This window comes from Mesorhizobium sp. M1428 (assembly GCF_040317515.1).
Lineage (GTDB): Bacteria > Pseudomonadota > Alphaproteobacteria > Rhizobiales > Rhizobiaceae > Mesorhizobium.
Genome location: NZ_JAMYKT010000006.1, coordinates 92,605 through 110,123, shown reverse-complemented (window position 1 = coordinate 110,123; position 17,519 = coordinate 92,605). Strand labels below are relative to the sequence as shown.

Annotated in this window: 15 protein-coding genes; 9 read left to right on the top strand and 6 right to left on the bottom strand. The window is 62.9% G+C overall.

What is annotated here, in order from left to right; genetic code table 11:
* The 3 genes from NKG60_RS10885 to NKG60_RS10875 are packed head-to-tail and all read left to right on the top strand — an operon-like array spanning position 1 to position 2,609.
* Positions 1–597 carry a dimethylamine monooxygenase subunit DmmA family protein gene (locus tag NKG60_RS10885; RefSeq protein WP_352660756.1) on the top strand — a complete coding sequence of 199 codons (597 nt, stop codon included), beginning with the start codon at positions 1–3 and terminating at the stop codon, positions 595–597.
* Entirely contained in the window at positions 594–1,559 is a 966-nt protein-coding gene (locus NKG60_RS10880; RefSeq protein ID WP_352660759.1) for a PDR/VanB family oxidoreductase, read from the top strand. The genes NKG60_RS10885 and NKG60_RS10880 overlap by 4 nt, the downstream gene beginning before the upstream one ends.
* Before the next feature lie 9 nt (positions 1,560–1,568).
* Entirely contained in the window at positions 1,569–2,609 is a 1,041-nt protein-coding gene (locus NKG60_RS10875; RefSeq protein ID WP_352660762.1) for a heme-dependent oxidative N-demethylase family protein, read from the top strand.
* A 211-nt stretch (positions 2,610–2,820) separates the two neighbouring features.
* Here the strand turns inward: NKG60_RS10875 and NKG60_RS10870 are convergent, their stop codons facing one another.
* Positions 2,821–3,534: a helix-turn-helix domain-containing protein gene (locus NKG60_RS10870; RefSeq protein ID WP_352660765.1), complete on the bottom strand. Its 714-nt coding sequence runs from the start codon at positions 3,532–3,534 to the stop codon at positions 2,821–2,823.
* Positions 3,535–3,794: 260 nt separating this feature from the next.
* On the opposite strand from NKG60_RS10870, the gene NKG60_RS10865 reads away from it, so the two are divergent.
* Positions 3,795–5,153 (top strand): trimethylamine monooxygenase, encoded by a 1,359-nt coding sequence (locus NKG60_RS10865; protein ID WP_352660768.1) that lies wholly within the window; start codon positions 3,795–3,797, stop codon positions 5,151–5,153.
* A gap of 26 nt (positions 5,154–5,179) precedes the next feature.
* On the opposite strand, the gene NKG60_RS10860 is transcribed toward NKG60_RS10865, so the two are convergent.
* Positions 5,180–6,517 (bottom strand): aminotransferase-like domain-containing protein, encoded by a 1,338-nt coding sequence (locus tag NKG60_RS10860; RefSeq protein WP_352660771.1) that lies wholly within the window; start codon positions 6,515–6,517, stop codon positions 5,180–5,182.
* Between the two features lie 109 nt (positions 6,518–6,626).
* Between NKG60_RS10860 and NKG60_RS10855 the strand changes: the two genes are divergently transcribed.
* The 5 genes from NKG60_RS10855 to NKG60_RS10835 are packed head-to-tail and all read left to right on the top strand — an operon-like array spanning position 6,627 to position 11,417.
* Positions 6,627–7,601 carry a substrate-binding domain-containing protein gene (locus tag NKG60_RS10855; RefSeq protein ID WP_352660774.1) on the top strand — a complete coding sequence of 325 codons (975 nt, stop codon included), beginning with the start codon at positions 6,627–6,629 and terminating at the stop codon, positions 7,599–7,601.
* Positions 7,602–7,634: 33 nt separating this feature from the next.
* Positions 7,635–8,501: an ABC transporter substrate-binding protein gene (locus NKG60_RS10850; protein ID WP_352974917.1), complete on the top strand. Its 867-nt coding sequence runs from the start codon at positions 7,635–7,637 to the stop codon at positions 8,499–8,501.
* 8 nt (positions 8,502–8,509) lie between these two features.
* On the top strand, positions 8,510–9,430 hold the full coding sequence (locus NKG60_RS10845) for an amino acid ABC transporter permease (protein WP_352660780.1): 921 nt from the start codon (positions 8,510–8,512) through the stop codon (positions 9,428–9,430).
* Positions 9,417–10,190 (top strand): amino acid ABC transporter ATP-binding protein, encoded by a 774-nt coding sequence (locus tag NKG60_RS10840; protein WP_352660783.1) that lies wholly within the window; start codon positions 9,417–9,419, stop codon positions 10,188–10,190. Before NKG60_RS10845 ends, NKG60_RS10840 begins: the two co-directional genes overlap by 14 nt.
* A gap of 45 nt (positions 10,191–10,235) precedes the next feature.
* On the top strand, positions 10,236–11,417 hold the full coding sequence (locus NKG60_RS10835; RefSeq protein WP_352660786.1) for a M20 aminoacylase family protein: 1,182 nt from the start codon (positions 10,236–10,238) through the stop codon (positions 11,415–11,417).
* Positions 11,418–11,540: 123 nt separating this feature from the next.
* On the opposite strand, the gene NKG60_RS10830 is transcribed toward NKG60_RS10835, so the two are convergent.
* The 4 genes from NKG60_RS10830 to NKG60_RS10815 all read right to left on the bottom strand — a co-directional run bounded on the left by NKG60_RS10830 (position 11,541) and on the right by NKG60_RS10815 (position 17,367).
* A complete protein-coding gene (locus tag NKG60_RS10830; protein ID WP_352660789.1) occupies positions 11,541–13,103 on the bottom strand; it encodes a hypothetical protein in 1,563 nt (520 codons plus the stop codon).
* 159 nt (positions 13,104–13,262) lie between these two features.
* Positions 13,263–15,245, bottom strand: coding sequence for an ABC transporter permease (locus NKG60_RS10825; RefSeq protein WP_352660791.1), 1,983 nt, complete (start codon positions 15,243–15,245; stop codon positions 13,263–13,265).
* Positions 15,242–16,318 (bottom strand): quaternary amine ABC transporter ATP-binding protein, encoded by a 1,077-nt coding sequence (locus NKG60_RS10820; protein ID WP_352660793.1) that lies wholly within the window; start codon positions 16,316–16,318, stop codon positions 15,242–15,244. The genes NKG60_RS10825 and NKG60_RS10820 overlap by 4 nt, the downstream gene beginning before the upstream one ends.
* Before the next feature lie 74 nt (positions 16,319–16,392).
* On the bottom strand, positions 16,393–17,367 hold the full coding sequence (locus tag NKG60_RS10815) for an ABC transporter substrate-binding protein (RefSeq protein WP_292653893.1): 975 nt from the start codon (positions 17,365–17,367) through the stop codon (positions 16,393–16,395).
* Positions 17,368–17,519: the final 152 nt, after the last annotated feature.

Here is a 17,519-nt window from a genome sequence, read left to right as displayed (position 1 = left end):
ATGGCAGCGAAAAGCATCATCAGCCGGCCGGTCTATGGGACCCTGTCTCCGCAGCCCGGCAAGCATCATCTTTTCATAGCGGATGCAGAGGGAGCGCTGGCGATCGCCGATCTGGCCGCCAAGGCACCGGCGGATTTCTTCGGCGGCGCCCACATCATCTTCATTCCCGGCCGCGACGGCAAATATGCCGATATGCTCGAAGCGCTGAAGCCGGCGCAGTTCTACCTCGGCCATTCCTTCGCCAGCGCTTTGCCGCGGCTGAAGCAGACGCTGGCCAATGCGCATATGGGCCTCAGGCTCTATCTTGCCGGCACCGAAGGGCTGATCGGCCAGGCCATGCAGGCGGCGCTCGAAGCCGGCATCGACCACACCTCGATCCAGACCGAGCATCGCGGCTCGCTGGCGCGCCGCATGCAGTGCGTCCATTGCAAGGGCATCACCGAGAACGTGACGACGCAGCCGGCGACCTGTTCGCATTGCGGCCTCTTGCTTCTGGTGCGCGACCACTATTCGCGGCGGCTCGCCGCCTTCCAGGGCGTCTGCATCAACGCCGAGGATCGCAGCGAAATTCCTCCGATCGAGGAGGTCTTTCGATGAGCACCGGCACCACCAAGCTCGATGTCGTTGTCAGCGATGTCGTCCCGGTCAACGAACTGGTCACGCGCTTTCATTTCCGCAGGCGCGACGGCGAGCTTTTGCCGACCTTTTCCGGCGGCGCCCATGTCGTCGTCGAGATGCGCGATGGCGAGCGCACCAGGCTCAATCCCTATTCGCTGATGGGCTCGCCGCTCGACACCCGCGAATACACCATCTCGGTTCGCCGCGACGACGCCGGCCGCGGCGGCTCGCTGTTCATGCACAGGCAGGTCAGGCCGGGCACGGAGATGGTGGTCAGCTATCCCGTCAACCTGTTCTCGCTCGATCTGCGCGCCAGGAAGCATCTGATGCTGGCCGGCGGCATCGGCATCACCCCGTTCATGGCGCAGACCGCGCAGCTGGCGGCGGAAGGCGGCAATTTCGAATTGCATTACACCTGCCGCACCGCCTCGCTCGGCACCTATGCCGACCTGCTGAGGGAGCGCTACGACCGCCGGGTCAGACTCTATCACGACGACCGCGACGAGCGCGTCGATCTCGACCGGCTGTTGTCGTCGCAGCCGCTCGGCACGCATCTCTACGTCTGCGGCCCGTCCGGCATGATCGGCTGGGTGCGCGAGCGTGCCGCCGCTCTCGGCTGGCCTCCCGAGACCGTGCATTTCGAGCATTTCGCGGCGCCGCAGCCCGGCGCCCCTTTCGACGTGACGCTGGCGCTCAGCGGCAAGACCATCTGTGTCGACGAGCAGCAGAGCCTGCTCGAGGCGATCGAGGCGGCCGGCGTCGATCCGCCCTATCTGTGCCGCGGCGGCGTCTGCGGCCAATGCGAGACCAACGTCATGTCGCATGACGGCAAATTCATCCACAACGATCACTGGCTGAGCGAGGAAGACCACCGTTCGGGCTGCAAGATCATGCCCTGCGTGTCGCGCTTCGAGGGCAGGTCGCTGGTGCTGGAAAGATAGGAGGCGAGCTTGGGCATTACCTTTCGCAAGGAAACCTTCCGCGACGACTTCACCTTCAGGAACAGCCCCGAGCACATCAGGCGGTTCCCGTTCCCGTTCCACGAGGACAGCTACATGTATGCGGTCAACATCGAGCCGCATGTCGTCGGGCCGAAGGGCAGCGTGCTGGAGAATTTGATCGACGTCGACGAGCACTATGTCGCCGAAATGCAGGACCGCGCTTTGGTGCTCGTCGAGGACCCGCTGCGCTGCCAGTCGCTGCCGCACATGACGCTGGCCGGCTGGGACCTGCTCGAATTGCTGATGGAGCAGCAGGCGCTGGGCTATCCCGAGCATTTCACGCTGATCCGCGACGGCGATCGCTGGCGCTGGATCAACCGGCCGCTCGGCATCGACGACAGCTTCACCTTCGGCGACGTCTCGACGCTGCCCTATGGGCCGATGGAATACATCACCCGGCAGAGCCAGGGTGATTTTTGCATCCTCGACCAGCGCGACGGCAATCTGTGGATGGATGCCGGCATGGTCACCACCCAGGCCGACTGGTCGCTCGATTTCGACATCGGCATGAACTTCTTCGAATGGCACGCGCCGGTGCCGCTGGCGCATGAGAAGGGCATATTCGTCCGGGCGCTGAAGTTCCTCACCAACATCCAGCAGGGCAAGCCGGCACGGCGGCTGAACTGGACGATGACCATCAATCCGCGCCTCGATACCAGCCCGGAAAATTATCACAAATGGGGTCCGGACCGCGCGACGGTGACGCCGGAAAATGTCGGCGACAAGGTGCATCTGCGCGTCGAGCTGCAGAGTTTCTGGCGGCTGCCGCGCTCGAATGCGATCGTCTTCCCGATCCGCTGCTACCTGATCAAGATGGACGAGCTGGTGACGCAGCCGAAATGGGCTCGGCGCCTGCACCGCGTCATCCGCGACCTCCCCGACGAACTCGCTAATTACAAAGGCCTGACGCGCTACCGGACGACGCTGGTCGAATGGCTGTCGAAATTGGATGATGGGAGTGTGACGTCGCCGGGTTTCGGGCCGGATTGACTGCTGCCGTCGCCGAAGCTGCCGATCTCCCCCCTCGTGGGGGAGATGCCCGGCAGGGCAGAGGGGGGCGCGAAGGATCGCCAACCTCGTTCATATTACGACCAGCCTAGAACAATCTGAGGCTGCAATTTGCGACCGATCGAGATGTCGGCGGGACAGCGCCCCCCTCTGTCCTGCCGGACATCTCCCCCACAAGGGGGAGATTGCCAACTCACCCCGCGCTCTGCGGATAGCAGATGATCGACAAATAGCGCATCGGAAGGACGCTCAGCACTTCCGGCCCGTGTGGCGCGTCGGCGTCGAAGAACAGGCTGTCGCCGGGCTTCATCGGGTAGAGATTGCTGCCGTGCCGGTAAACCACCTCGCCTTCGAGCATATAGAGGAATTCCATGCCCTCGTGCTGGAAGGTCGGGAACACGTCGGAATCCTCGGTCAGCGTGATCAGATAGGGTTCGACGACGACGCCGCTGGTGTTGGAGCCGATATGGCCGAGCAGATTGTACTGGTGGCCGGCGCGCGTGCCGCGGCGCTCGACGTCGAGGCCTTCGCCGGCCTTGACGAAGACGGCGCTGCGCTCTTCCTCGAAGCGGCGGAAGAAGGCGGTGACGGGAACACCGAGTGCCCGCGACAGCGCCTGCAACGTGGTCAGTGACGGCGAGGTGATGCCGTTCTCGATCTTCGACAGCATGCCAAGCGAAATGTCCGTGGCGGCAGCCAGATCGGCGACGGTGATACCGAGCTTCTTGCGGAATGCCCGCACCTCGCGGCCGATCGCGACCTCGAGCACTTTTTCGCGGGTGTCGCGAATGGCGTGCGGGTTCTGGGTGAGCGGCACGCGTATCTTGCGCGGCTCGATCGCGGCGGGTTTGGCTCTGCCCGCCGCGGCGCCGGCATCATGCTTCAGACTGGATGCTTTTCTCGCCATTTCGCCACCCCGGACCTTGCCGATTCATTTCACTCACGGTGAACATATTCGGTGCCGATACAGAAGCGCAACTGCTACGGCAAGCCACTTGTGGCGACTTGTCAGCGGTCCGGATTTCTCCCGAGGTCGGGCCTCGCTTGGAAATCCAGCGTGGTGAAACGAGGGTTTCGCGACAAGCCCTGTTGACAGCATCGAAGGGGCAATTACTGTCCTGTCAGTGAAATTTGTTTCGTTAGGGAAATGAGATCGGGAGGCCCGCAATGAAAGATCGTGTTGCCGTCATCGGAGCCGGGCCGTCCGGCATGGCCCAGCTCAGGGCCTTCAAGTCGGCTGCCGACAAGGGCGCCGATATTCCCGAGATCGTCTGCTTCGAAAAGCAGTCCGACTGGGGCGGCCTGTGGAACTACACCTGGCGCACCGGCCTCGACGAGCACGGCGACCCGGTGCACGGCTCGATGTACCGTTACCTCTGGTCGAACGGCCCGAAGGAATGCCTGGAATTCGCCGACTATACGTTCGAGGAGCATTTCGGCCGGCCGATCGGCTCCTATCCGCCGCGCGCCGTGCTGTGGGACTACATCAAGGGCCGTGTCGAAAAATCCGGCGTGCGCCAATGGGTGCGCTTCAACAGCCCGGTGCGCATGGTCACCTTTTCCGAAACGACAAAAAAATTCACCGTCACCGCGCATGACCGCACCAACGACGTCACGTACTCGGAAGAGTTCGACAATGTCGTCGTCGCTTCGGGCCATTTCTCCGTGCCCAACGTTCCCTATTTCGAGGGCTTCTCGACCTTCAACGGCCGCATCCTGCACAGCCACGATTTCCGCGACGCGATGGAATTCAAGGGCAAGGACATCTTGATCATCGGCCGCTCCTATTCGGCCGAGGACATCGGCTCGCAATGCTACAAATACGGCGCCCGATCGATCACCTCGAGCTACCGCTCGAAGCCGATGGGCTTCAGATGGCCGGAGAACTGGAAGGAAGTGCCGCTGCTGCAGAAGGTCGTCGGCAAGACGGCGCATTTCAAGGACGGCAGCACCAAAGACGTCGACGCCATCATCCTGTGCACCGGCTACCTCCATTCCTTCCCGTTCCTGACCGAAGACCTGAAGCTGAAGACCGCCAACCGCATGTGGCCGGACGGGCTCTACGAGGGCGTCGTCTGGGAGAAAAACCCGAAGCTGTCCTATATCGGCATGCAGGACCAGTTCTACACCTTCAACATGTTCGACGCGCAGGCCTGGTTCGCCCGCGACGTCATCATGGGTCGCATCAAGCTGCCCTCGGCCGAAGCAATGGCCGAGCACGGCCAGAAATGGCGGGCACGCGAGGAAACGCTGGAAGACGCCGAGCAGATGATCTGGTTCCAGGGCGACTACACCAGGGAGCTGATGGAGCAGACCGACTATCCGGGCTTCGACGTCGAGGCGGTCAATCAGACCTTCATGGAATGGGAGCACCACAAGGCGGAAGACATTATGGGCTTCCGCGACCATTCCTATCGCTCACTGATGACCGGCACGATGGCGCCGCTGCACCATACGCCCTGGCTGCAAGCGATGGACGATTCGATGGAGAGCTATCTCGAGGTGAAGGGCGTGGCGGCGGAGTAGGCAGTCCGAACGACGATTGCCTTGCCTCAGACAACTTCCCGCGCCGGGTCGGCTGCCAGCGCCAGGGAATTTGCGACGTGCTCGAGGTGCTCCTCGTCCAGGATGCTGGTCGCGACGCGGACAGCGTTCGTTTTTCCGGTCGAAAACTTCGCTCCGGCATGGACCGCGATGCCGTGGGCGGCCAGCGTGACCATCGCGTAGGGTTCCGAAGCAACCGGAATGAGGACGCTGAGACCATATCCGGCGTCGATCGCGACATCGCGTTTCGCCAGTTCGCCGGCGAGCCGTTCGCGGCGGTGACGATACACCTCCTTCGCCTGCTCAACGAGGGCAGCCGTGGCCGGGTCTTGCAGCAGCCAGGCGGTGGCCGCCTGCAGGATACGGCTGGTCCATCCCGAGCTGAAGCTGCGATAGGACTGGATCTGCTCGACGATCGTCGCGGATCCGGACAGCACGGCGAGCCGCAGGTCCGGGCCATGGGTCTTGGAATAGGACAGGATATGGACGACGCGATCGGGAAAACGCCGGCCCAGCGAAATGCGCGGCGCCGAGGCAATATCGCCGACGCCGTCATCTTCGACAATCAGCACGTCGGTGCCGGCGAGCAGGTCGCCGATGACTTCCAGCCGCGCCGACGACATGCAGGCGCCGGTCACCGAATGGACGCGCGGCTGGAACAGGAACGCGACGGGCCGCTGCCGCAGCGCGTTGGCGAGTGCCTCCGGCAAGGGGCCGTCGCTGTCGCAGTCCACCGGGATGATCGGCACGTCGAGATCTTCGAGGATGTCGAGCAGGCGAAGCGCCGTCGGGTTCTCGATGGCCACCGGCGCCCCCGGTGGGACCAGCGCATGCAGCAAGGTGTAGATGGCGTTGTAGCCGCCATTGGTAGCCAGGAACGCCCCGGGATCGTACGGCCATGACGGGCGCACTGCGGCCTCCAGCTCGGGCAGGATGCGCACTCGCTCGTAGCTGTTGAGCTTTTCGGCGCGCGCGCCATGCGCCAGCGCGATGCCGAGCGGCGGCAAGAGCTGCACATCGGGCTCCGCGATCGCCAGGTTCAAAACGTCCGCACCGTAATTGCCGCCGCTCATGTGGCGCTCCGGCCGGGCGGCAAAGCGGTTGCCCATGATCCAGGTGCCGTTGCGTCCGCGGCCGCCGATGATCTTGTAGCGCCGCAGCTCGCTCCACGCTTGCGAGACAGTCGCCGGGCTGACGCCGAGCACATAGGCCAGATCGCGCACCGGCGGAAGTTTTGCACCGACAGGCAGCGCGCCGCTTCTGATCAGCGCACTGGTCTCGCGCGCGATGCCGCGCATCGTGCGGTCGCCAAGGCGTTCAGCGAACCATCCTGCATCGAAATCCATCGGCACCCGCGACCGTCAAAGCTAATGTTCAGTAACATAATAACATTTGATCGGTCAAAAATAAACATTTACCAATCGCCGGTCAAACATAGCTTTGAAGTTCACGCCGATGCCCGTCTCCATCACTATAGCCACCCGCGATTGGGACTACCTCACCCCTTTGGTGCTGGGTGACGTCACGTCGAGCCGCCTGTCGGTGAAGGTTGACCGCGTCGCCACGCTGATCGCGGATCTCGGCACCGATCCGAACTACGATGCGGCGGAGGTCTCGTTCAGCCGTTATGTGTCGGCCATGGCTTCGGGCCGGGATACGGTGATTGGACTACCGTGCTTCATCATGCGCGGCTTTCGCCATCGCTGCATCATCACGGTCGAGGCCAGCCCGCTGGAACAGCTTTCCGACCTTGCCGGCAAACGCATCGGCGTCACCGGCTGGCGTGATTCCGGCAACACATGGACGCGGGCGGCGCTTCGCCGGGAAGGCGTCGGCGTCGAGGATGCCTATTGGTTCGCCGGCAGGCTGACATCCGAGCACCCGATCGCCGACCGCCTCGACGGATTCGGCAGGCCGGGGCGCATCGAAGCAGCACCAGGCGAACGCCCGATGATGGAACTGCTGGCGCAAGGCGAGCTCGACGCTGTTTTCACGCCCTTCATGCCGGACGGCTTTTTCGGCCCGGCTTCCGGCTTCCGGCAAGTGCTGCGCGATTTTCGCGCGGCCGAACGCGCCTATTTCGCCGACGTCGGTTATGTCCCGGGCATGCATCTGGTCGCCGTCAAGGCTGCCCTGGCCAGGGAACACCCCTGGCTGCCTCACGAACTCGCCAGGCTGATCGACGAAAGCCAGCGCGTCTGGACGGCAAGGCGCCGAAAATATGCCGACACCTCGCCCTGGATCCTCGAGGAGCTGCTTCATGCGGGGCGCGACCTGCCTCAGTCATGGAACACCAGCGGCCTGGCCGCCAATCGACGCATGATCGAGGATTTCGTCACCGAGCTACATACCCAAGGCATTCTGGCGGAACGGATTTCTGCCGAAGCCTTGTTTCCTTTTGAGACCAAGTCGCGGGCCACCGCAGCCTGACAACGCACAACGAAGAACACGAAGGAGAGTGCCATGAGGAAAATCAGCTTCATATTCGCCTCGCTCGTCATGCTGGCGCAGGCCAGCTTTGCCCAGGATATCCAGAAGCAATCGGTGAACGAGGATTTGCGCGCCCGGCTGCCGGAAGAGATCCGCACGGCGGGAAAGATCACAGCCGTCAACAACGGTTCGTTCCCGCCCTATGAGATCGTCACCGGCACCGAACTGACCGGGGCAACCAGGGACATTTCCGACGCCATCGGCCAGCTGCTCGGGGTCGAGGTCGATCACGCCTCGGTCGCCGGCCTGCCGGCGTTGCTGAGCGGCATCAATGCCGGCCGTTATCAGTTCGCGATGGGGCCTGTCGGCGACTATCCCGACCGCCAGAAATCCAACGACTTCATCGATTGGGTGCGCGAATACGTCGTCTTCACCGTCGAGAAGGGCAACCCGCAAGGCATCACCTCGCTCGACACCGCTTGCGGCAAGCGCATCGCCGTCATGTCGGGTGGCTCGGCCGAAAAGGTCATCAAGCAGCAGGCGCAGAAATGCACCGAAGGCGGCAAGCCGGCCGTCGAGGTGCAATCATTCACCGACCAGCCGAGCTCGATACTGGCCGTCCGGTCGAAACGCTCCGACGCATTTTTCTCCTCGCAGGCGCCGCTGACCTATTTCGTCGAGCAGGCGAAGGGCCAGCTGGAACTCGCCGGGGTCGGCCAGGCCAACGGCTTCAAGGACATCTATCAAGGCGCCGTCGTCAAGAAGGGCTCGCCGCTGGGCGGCGTGCTGCTCGACGCGTTCAAGATCCTGATGAAGAACGGCACCTACGCCGCGGTCATGAAGAAATGGGGCCTCGAGAAGAACATGATCGACGCGCCCGGCATCAACCAGGGCCAGTAGAGGCTGCCATGACCGACGCGACCGCTGCCTACACGGCCGGGCTGCCGCGACGTCCCGACGACGCGCTGCGCGATGTCAAACGAGCCCACCGGCCGTTTCCGATCGTCCGGCTGGCGCTCTGGGCGTTCACCGTCGCCGTGGCGGCCAGCTTCGCCTATATCGTTGCGGCCAACCCGAATTTCGGCTGGCCGGTCGTCGCTCAGTATTTCTTCGATCCGACGGTCATGCAGGGGCTTTCCGTAACGCTCGGCCTGACGATCGTGGCGATGATCCTGGGTATCGCGCTCGGCCTGCTGCTCGCCATCGCGCGCATGTCGAAGGACAGGCTGGCATCCTTCCTCTCCGGCCTGTTCATCTGGTTCTTCCGGGGAACACCGCTGCTGGTGCAACTGATCTTGTGGTACAACCTTTCGACGCTGTTTCCGCGCATTTCCATCGGCTTCGCCAGTTGGAACACCAACGACCTGATCACGCCTTTGACGGCCGCGGTTCTTGGTCTGGCGCTGAACGAGGCCGCCTACATGGCCGAGATCATCCGTGGTGGGCTGCTGTCGGTCGACAAGGGGCAGGCCGAAACGGCTGAAGCCTTCGGCATGACGCGCGCGCGGGCCTTGCGGCGCATCATCATCCCACAGGCGATGCGCTCGATCGTGCCGCCGACCGGCAATCAGCTGATCAGCATGATCAAGGCGACGTCGCTTGTCAGCGTCATCGCCATGGCCGACCTGCTCTACTCGGTGCAGTCGATCTACAACCGCACCTTCGAAATCATTCCGCTGCTGATGGTTGCAGTGCTCTGGTATCTGCTGATCACCTCGGTTCTCAACGTCGCGCAGGGCGCGATCGAACGCCACTACAGCCGCGGTGACCGCGGCGCCCGCGAGAAGACGGCGACCGCCACCCTGGAGGCTGCCAATGAGCGCGCATGAGACGCCCCTGGTGCGGGCGCGCAACGTTCACAAGGCGTTCGGCCCACTCGAGGTGCTGAAGGGCATCGACCTGGACGTCGCGCCTGGCGAGGTGGTGGTTATTCTCGGACCGTCGGGCTCCGGCAAATCAACCTTCCTGCGATGCATCAATCATCTGGAGGCGATCGACCAAGGGTCGATCGAGGTGGACGGCGAGCAGATCGGTTACCGGTTGCGCGACGGCCGCCTCGACAAGCTTTCCGACCGCGCGATCGCCGCGCAGCGGCGCAAGATCGGCATGGTGTTCCAGCAGTTCAATCTCTATCCGCACATGACGACCCTGCAGAACGTCATCGAGGCTCCGGTCGGCGTTCACCGGGAGAACCGCAAGGAGGCGATCGGCTACGCCCGCGAGCTGCTGACCCGTGTCGGTCTCGCCGACAAGATCGACGCCTATCCGCGCCAGCTTTCAGGCGGCCAGCAGCAGCGCGTCGCCATCGCCCGTGCGCTCGCCATCCGCCCGAAACTGATGCTCTTCGACGAGCCGACGTCGGCGCTCGATCCGGAGCTGGTCGGCGAGGTGCTCGCCACCATGCGCGATCTCGCCAGGCAGGGCTTGACCATGATCGTGGTCACGCATGAGATCGGCTTCGCCCGCGAAGCGGCGGATCGGGTGGTGTTCATGGACGACGGTAACGTGATCGAGGCTGGGCCTCCGGACGAGGTTCTCGCCAAACCCAGGCACCCGCGCACGCGGGCTTTCTTAAGCCGTTTCATCTAAAGCAAAGCCGGCGCGATTACCTGCTCGGCCGGCAAAGGACCTCCCATGCCAAAGACCTCCAACCAGTTCGCCGATATTTCCGACTTCGCCGACAAGGCTGCCGAGCTTGCGGCGGCTCGCCGGCACCTGCACGCGCATCCCGAGCTTTCCTTCCAGGAGTACGAGACGGCTGCATACGTTGCCGAACGGCTCGAAAGCTGGGGCTATGAGGTGACGCGCAATGTCGGCGGCCTCGGGGTCGTCGGTCGCTTGCGCCAGGGCAGCGGCCGCAGCATCGCCATCCGCGCCGACATGGACGCCCTGCCGATCACCGAAGCGACCAATCTCCCTTATGCTAGCCAGGCCAGCGGCAAGATGCACGCCTGCGGTCATGACGGCCACACCACGATGCTGCTCGGCGCGGCCGAATACCTGGCGCGCACAAGGCACTTCAATGGCACGGTCAACCTCATCTTCCAGCCGGCCGAGGAAGCCGGCAAGGGAAGCGGGGCGCAGGCGATGATCGCCGACGGCCTGTTCGAACGCTTTCCCTGCGATGCGATATTCGGGCTGCACAACCACCCGGGCGCGCCGGCGGGTTCATTCCTGATACGCGCCGGGCCGCTGATGGCGGCGAGCGATACCGTCACCATCAGGATCGCCGGGCGTGGCGGCCACGCCTCGCGCCCGCACCTGACGGTCGACCCGATCGTCGCTGCCGCCAACATCATCATGACCCTGCAGACGGTTGTGTCGCGCAACGTCAACCCGATCGAGACGGCTGTCGTTACCGTCGGCACCATTCACGGCGGCACGGCCTCCAACGTCATCCCGGAACACGCCGAGATCACGCTGAGCGTCCGCTCCTTCTCGGCCGAGATCCGCGACACGCTTGAGCAGCGTATCCGCAACATCGCAGAACTTGTGGCGCAGGCGCATGGCGCAATGGTCGAGATCGATTACGAGCGCGGCTACCCGGTGGTGGTCAATTCCGAGCGCGAGACGTCCTTTGCGACAGACATCGCTGTCGAACTCGTCGGTCAGGACAAGGTGTCCGTCTGCCCGTTGATCCCTGGCAGCGAAGATTTTTCTTATTTCCTCGAACACCAACCGGGTTGCTTCCTGCGCCTCGGAAACGGCGAGGATTCAGCCATCCTGCACAGCTCGAAATATGATTTCAACGACGGCAATTTGACCGTCGGCGCAGCGCTCTGGGCTCGTTTGACCGAAAGATTCCTGGCCGCTTGATTCATAACTGCGGCTTGGATTGTCGATCGGCCGGTCGAGCAGAATTGGGGCGACCGGCCGCGCGACGATGCACAACGAATTCTCACGCATTCCCGCTCTTCGAATGCGATAAGAGCTTCGCTTTCAGACGAACAAAAAGTCACTCGTCGTCAGCGGGTTCGTAAAGTTTGCGAGAGTAACTTGATCGACTCCCGCGGTAATGATGGTGTCGGTTCCACTTTGCGCAATTGTGAGATCATCGAACGATTGCACGCCCTCCACGCCACTAAACACAATGGTGTCGCCTTGGGTCTGGCTGAAGTCGTAGATGGTGTTTTGGGTTCCGACCGTCATTGAACCATCGTCCTTGAATATGAATTGATCTCTGCCGCCCTGAGCCAGTTCGCTCAGTTGCCCGTCACCCCACATGTCGTTGATGACGGTGCAGCCGGGTGCCGCGCTCCCGGCGTACAGGGTATCGTTTCCACCTTTGGCCGAACCGGACATTTGCAGGGCGTCGCCGCACAGGAAGTTACGGACCTGGCCGCTTTCGTTGTTGTTGCCCCCGGTAAGAATGTCGTTGCCGCCCTGGGCGGAACCAGACATGGCGAGGGCGTCACCGTACAACTCGCTTAGAACATCCGGACCGGAGCTCCTGTCGCCGCCAGTCAGGGAATCATTGCCGCCCACAGCGTTGCCGAGTATCGTGCCCGCATCGCCATACCCTAAGTTATGAGTGCCTTGCAGCACGGCCGTGTCGTCGCCACCGCGAGCGTGGTCGGACATGTTGGCGCCCGCGTCACCGTAGAAACTTATCAGGGATCCACCAGCGCTCGTGAAGTTGTCGTTGCCGCCTTTGGCAAAACCGGAAAGATCACCGCCCGCGTCGCCAAAGAGGGTTTTGTTCGGGATCGCCCCACCCAGATCCGTGTAATGGTCGTCGCCGCCCTGAGCATGGTCCGACATGTCACCGCCGGCATCGCCGAAGAAAGTGCTGGTGGAAAAGAAGGCGCCCGTGAACGTGTCGTTGCCGCCCTTGCTGTTGCCCGACATATCGCCGCCGGCATCGCCGTAGAAAGTGTTGAGCGAGTCGGTCCGGCTCGTATAGTTGTCGTCGCCGCCCTGCGCGTTGCCAGACATGTTGCTGCCGGAGTCACCGAAGAAGGTGTTCGTGGCCTGCCTGGAGCCCTGGAAGGTGTCGTTGCCGCCCTTGCTGTGATCCGACATTTCGCCGCCAGCATCACCGTAGAAGGTGTGGGTAGCTCCTTGTACAGTGCTGGTCAGGAAAGTGTCATCCCCGCCCCGGGCATAGCCGAACATCTTGCCGCCGGCGTCACCATAGAAGGTATCGACTACCTGCCTTGCCACTCCACTGTTGAAGGTATCGTTGCCGCCCCTGCCATGGTCCGACATGTCGTCGCCCGCGTCACCAAAGGCAGTGGTGGTGGAGGATGACAGCCCCGTGGTGAAGGTATCGTCACCGCCCCGAGCAAAATTGAACAAGCTCCGAGCCGCGTCGCCGTAGAAGGTGTAGGTCGACGGTGCGGTTTCCGTAAAGGTGTCGTTGCCGCCTCTTGAGAAATCGAGCAGGCTGCCGCCAGCATCGCCGGTCAAGATATTCGTATTTGGATCGCCTGTGAGGGCGTCATCGATACCCCACTGATGATCTGCTAGATCACCGGTAGTAAAGGGAACGCGTTTAGACATTATCCGCTCTCCTGTTGAGCCTACCCGTCCCATGACAGCCGTACGATGTGAGGCAAAAACGAGCAATAATCCCGAATGGCTATGTCTTTAGGCGTAGGGATCGGTGCCCCGTTTACCGGCGCGCTTGGCGGCAGCTTCCTGAGGCCGTCCTGTTCCGGACTATCCCAGCCTTGCCCGAGCCTTCGCCGTCCAGGCGTTGAACAGCCGGTCTGCGACGATGCCGATGAAGGCGATGGCCAGGCCGGCGACGATGCCGCGGCCGGAATCGGCCTTGGACAGGGCGATGAACACCTCCTGGCCGAGATCGCGAGTGCCGACCATCGCGCAGATGATGATCATCGCCAGCGCCATCAGGATGGTCTGGTTGACGCCGAGCATGATCTCGGGCAACGCCAGCGGCAGTTGCACGCGAAAGAAGGTCTGCCGCCTGGTGCAGCCGGAAACCTTCGCCGCCTCGATCAGCGCCGGCGGCACCTGCCGGATACCGTGATTGGTATAGCGGATGGCCGGCACCACGGCGAAGGCGACGGTGGCGATCATCGCGGTGACGTCGCCGACCCTGAACAGCATCACCACTGGAATGATGAAGCAGAACGACGGCAGCACCTGCAGCGTGTCGATGACCGGCGTGACGATCTTTTCGAAGCGGTCGCTGCGCGATGCCGTGAGCCCGATCGGGATGCCGATCAGGCAGGCGATAAAGGCCGAGATGCCGCACAAATAGACCGTCGCCATGGTCTTTTCCCAAAGGCCGGTGACGGCGCAGAACGCGGTCAATGCCGCAACCAGGGCGGCGAGGCGCAAGCCGACGAGCTGGTAGCCGGCAAGGCCGAGGAGACACACCGCGCCCAGCCACGGAAAGCCCTCGCAGAAGGCGCGCACCGGGTTGAGCACATTGAGGATAAGCGCCACGCGGAACGCTTCGATCGTGTCGAAGAAGTTGATGGTGGTCCAGTTCACCGCCGCCTGCCACAAAGGCGCGGTGGTCAAGGTGGTCGCTTTCGGCACCGCGGCGAAGGCCGGCACAAACAGGCCGAGCAGCGTGGTGACGGCGAGGATGGCAACGGCCAGCGTCAGATTGGGATAGCGCCGCCAGAAGCTGGTGCTGGCCTGATGGCGGACATTGCCCTTGGCGTAATTGTGCGCGATCGCCTGACTCAGCCGGTCGAGGGCAATTGCCAGTGCGACGATCGCGAGGCCAGCTTCCATCGCCTCGCCGACCCTGAGCGCGCGCAACGCCAAAAGCACGTCATAGCCGAGCCCACCGGCGCCGATCATCGAGGCGATGATCACCATATTGAGCCCCAGCATGATGACCTGATTGACGCCGACCATCAATGTCGGCCGCGCCAACGGCAACAGCACCCGCCACAGTTTCTGCCGTGCCGTGCAGCCGGCCATCTCGCTGAAATCGTCGATCTCCGACGGCACCCGCGACAGGCCGAGCATCGTCGCCCGCACCATTGGCGGCGTCGCGAAAATTGCCGTCGCGATCATTGCCGAGACCGGGCTGTTGCCGAACAGAAGCAGCATCGGGATCAGATAGGCGAAGGTCGGGATCGTCTGCATCAGATCGAGGGCAGGGGAGATCAACAGCCTCTCCGCCCAAGGTTTGCGCCATGCCCAGATGCCGGCGAACAGCCCGGCGACAATGCAAAACGGCACGGCGATCGAGATCAGGCCCAGCGTCAGCATGGCGCTGGTCCACTGCCCGAACAGCGCGATGTAGAGAAAACAGCCGCCGACCAGCGCGCCCAGCTTCCAGCCGCCGGCGGCGCGCCCGGCAAGATAGGCGGCAGCGCAGACGCCGACCCAGGACAGGCGCGGCAAGACGATCATATCCGCGCCATGGCCGATCTTGAAATTCTTGGCCAGAAGACCGAGCGCGAAATCGAGCGGCACGCCGAGCACCGCGGTGATCGAGCGGGTCAGCCAGGAGAAGTTCGACTTCACCCAGTTCATCAGCGCACCGACCCAGTCTGCGACAGGAACGATCGCGCCGGCCGGATAATTGACCGCCCAGGGCAGGCTTTCCTGCAGCAGGAAGACGATAAGCACGGCGGCGAGCGCGCAGGCCCAGATCGCCAGCCAGGTTTGAACCGGCCGGGGCCTCGCTGCGCTGGCGCTTGCCGCGACGGTCATGCGCCGGCCCCACGACGCTCGATGCCTGCGAGAAGATCGATCACCGCCTGCGGCGTGACTTCACCGATCGGCTTGCCGGTGCCGTTGACCACCGCGAAGGGCTTGCCGGCAGAGACAATATCTGCCGAAAAACTTGATATCTTGGCATCCGGCGCGACCGTGCCGCCGTACTCAGTGCCGTCGCAGGCGCGCATCAGGCTGCGCGCCGAGATCACCTTGGCGCGGTCGACGTCGCGGGTGAATTCGGCGACATAGTCGGTCGCCGGGTTGACCACCAGCTCTTCCGGCATGCCGATCTGGATGACCTCGCCGTCCTTCATGATGGCGATACGATCGGCCAGCCGGATGGCCTCGTCGAAATCATGGGTGATGAAGACGATGGTCTTGTGCAGCATGGTCTGCAGCCGCATCAGCTCGTCCTGCATCTCACGGCGGATAAGCGGATCGAGGGCCGAGAACGGCTCGTCGAGGAACCAGATTTCCGGCTTCGTGGCGAGGCTGCGGGCGATGCCGACTCGCTGCTGCTGGCCGCCGGAAAGCTCGCGCGGATAGAAATGCTCGCGGCCGCGCAAGCCGACCAGCTCGATGACTTCACGGGCCCGCTTCTCGCGCGTCGGCCGGTCCTGCCCCTGGATGCCCAGGGGAAAGGCGATGTTCTCCAGTACGTTGAGATGCGGCAGCAAGGCAAAATTCTGGAAAACCATGCCCATGCGATGGCGTCGCAGCTCGATCAGCGCGGCATCGGAAATCTTGAGCAGGTCCTTGCCTTCAAACTCGACCTTGCCGTGGGTCGGCTCGATCAGCCGCGACATGCAGCGCACCAGCGTCGACTTGCCTGACCCCGAAAGTCCCATGATGATGAAGATCTCGCCCTGGCGGATTTCGAGATCGACGGCGCGCACCGCGCCAACCAGTCCGGCGGCGGCGATGTCCGCCGTGCTGGCCTTGCCGTCGCGCCGGCGGATGAAATTGGCTGCGTCCGCCCCGAACAGCTTCCAGACATTGCGACAGGCAAGCTTTATCGGGCGGGCATCGTTGCCCGCTTTCGCCGCCTGTTCAATCGTATCGGTCATGCGATCGTCCTTCTGGAACACGGGATCGAGACCCGGCCACGAATGGCCGGGTCGTCGGATTTCCAGTCAGACGGTCACTCGGCCCAGGCTTTCCAGTCGGCTTCGTGGGCGGCGATCCAGGCGGCGGCGACGTCTTCCGGCGTCTTGCCTTCGAGATCGATCTGGCCGCTCATCTTGTTGAGCTCGTCGGTATCGACCGTGTAGTTTTTCGCGACCTTGTAGGCCACCGGCCATTTGTCCTTCATGCCGGCCCAGGAATATTTCCAGATCTCGCCATGCGGCTTGCCGCAGTCATATTTCGCGTCGGGGTTCACACCCCATTTCGGGTCGGTGTAGCACTCTGTCGTATAGTCGGGGAATTCGACCCATTCGCCCTTGTATTTGGCCGGCGCCCAATGCGGCGAATAGATCCACAGCATGATCGGCGCCTTGCGCTGATAGGCCGAGTCCAGTTCGGCGAACATCGCCGCATCGGTGCCGGCATGGATGACGGTGAAGGGCAGTTTCAGCGCCTCGACGCGTTCGTCGTCAAAACCTTCCCATGTCACCGGGCCGCCGAGATAGCGCCCCTTCGGTGTCGTTTCGGCCGTCGAAAAGGCCTCCGCGCATTTTGGGTCCTTCAGCGCCTCCCAGTTCGGCAGGCCGGGGCATTTCTCTTTCATGTATTCGGGAAACCACCATTCTTCCTTGGCCTTGGGTCCGAGCTTGCCGAGGCGTTCGGTCTGGCCCGTCGCGTCCGAGGCCTTCATCGCCTCGCCGGCCGTCGTGTCCCAGAATTCCAGGCCGACATCGATGTCGCCATTGGTAAGGCCGGTGGTCAGGCTGGAGAGATAGTCGGCGGTCGGGTACTCGACGGTATAGCCGAGCTTTTCGAGGATGCCGCCGAGGATCTTGGCGTTCAGATTGACGCTGGTCCAGTCGAACAGCGCGATCTTGATCGGGTCGTTGGATTCCGGCGCCGCCGCATAGGCCGAAGGTGTCAGTGCACTTGCGGCGGCAAGTGTTAAGGCTCCCATTGAGAAATTTGAAATCATGCTCCGAAGTGACATGCTTGTTCTCCTGTCAAGCTCTGGTGGAAATTATCGTTAGTTCCCTTCTTGCGTCTTTTTTTGATTGTGTTGGAAAAGCTGGTCGTTGCGCAAGGCCGTAGGCGCCACAATGCTGCCGAAGCGGATGCCGGCGCAAAACGGGGTGGTGCCCA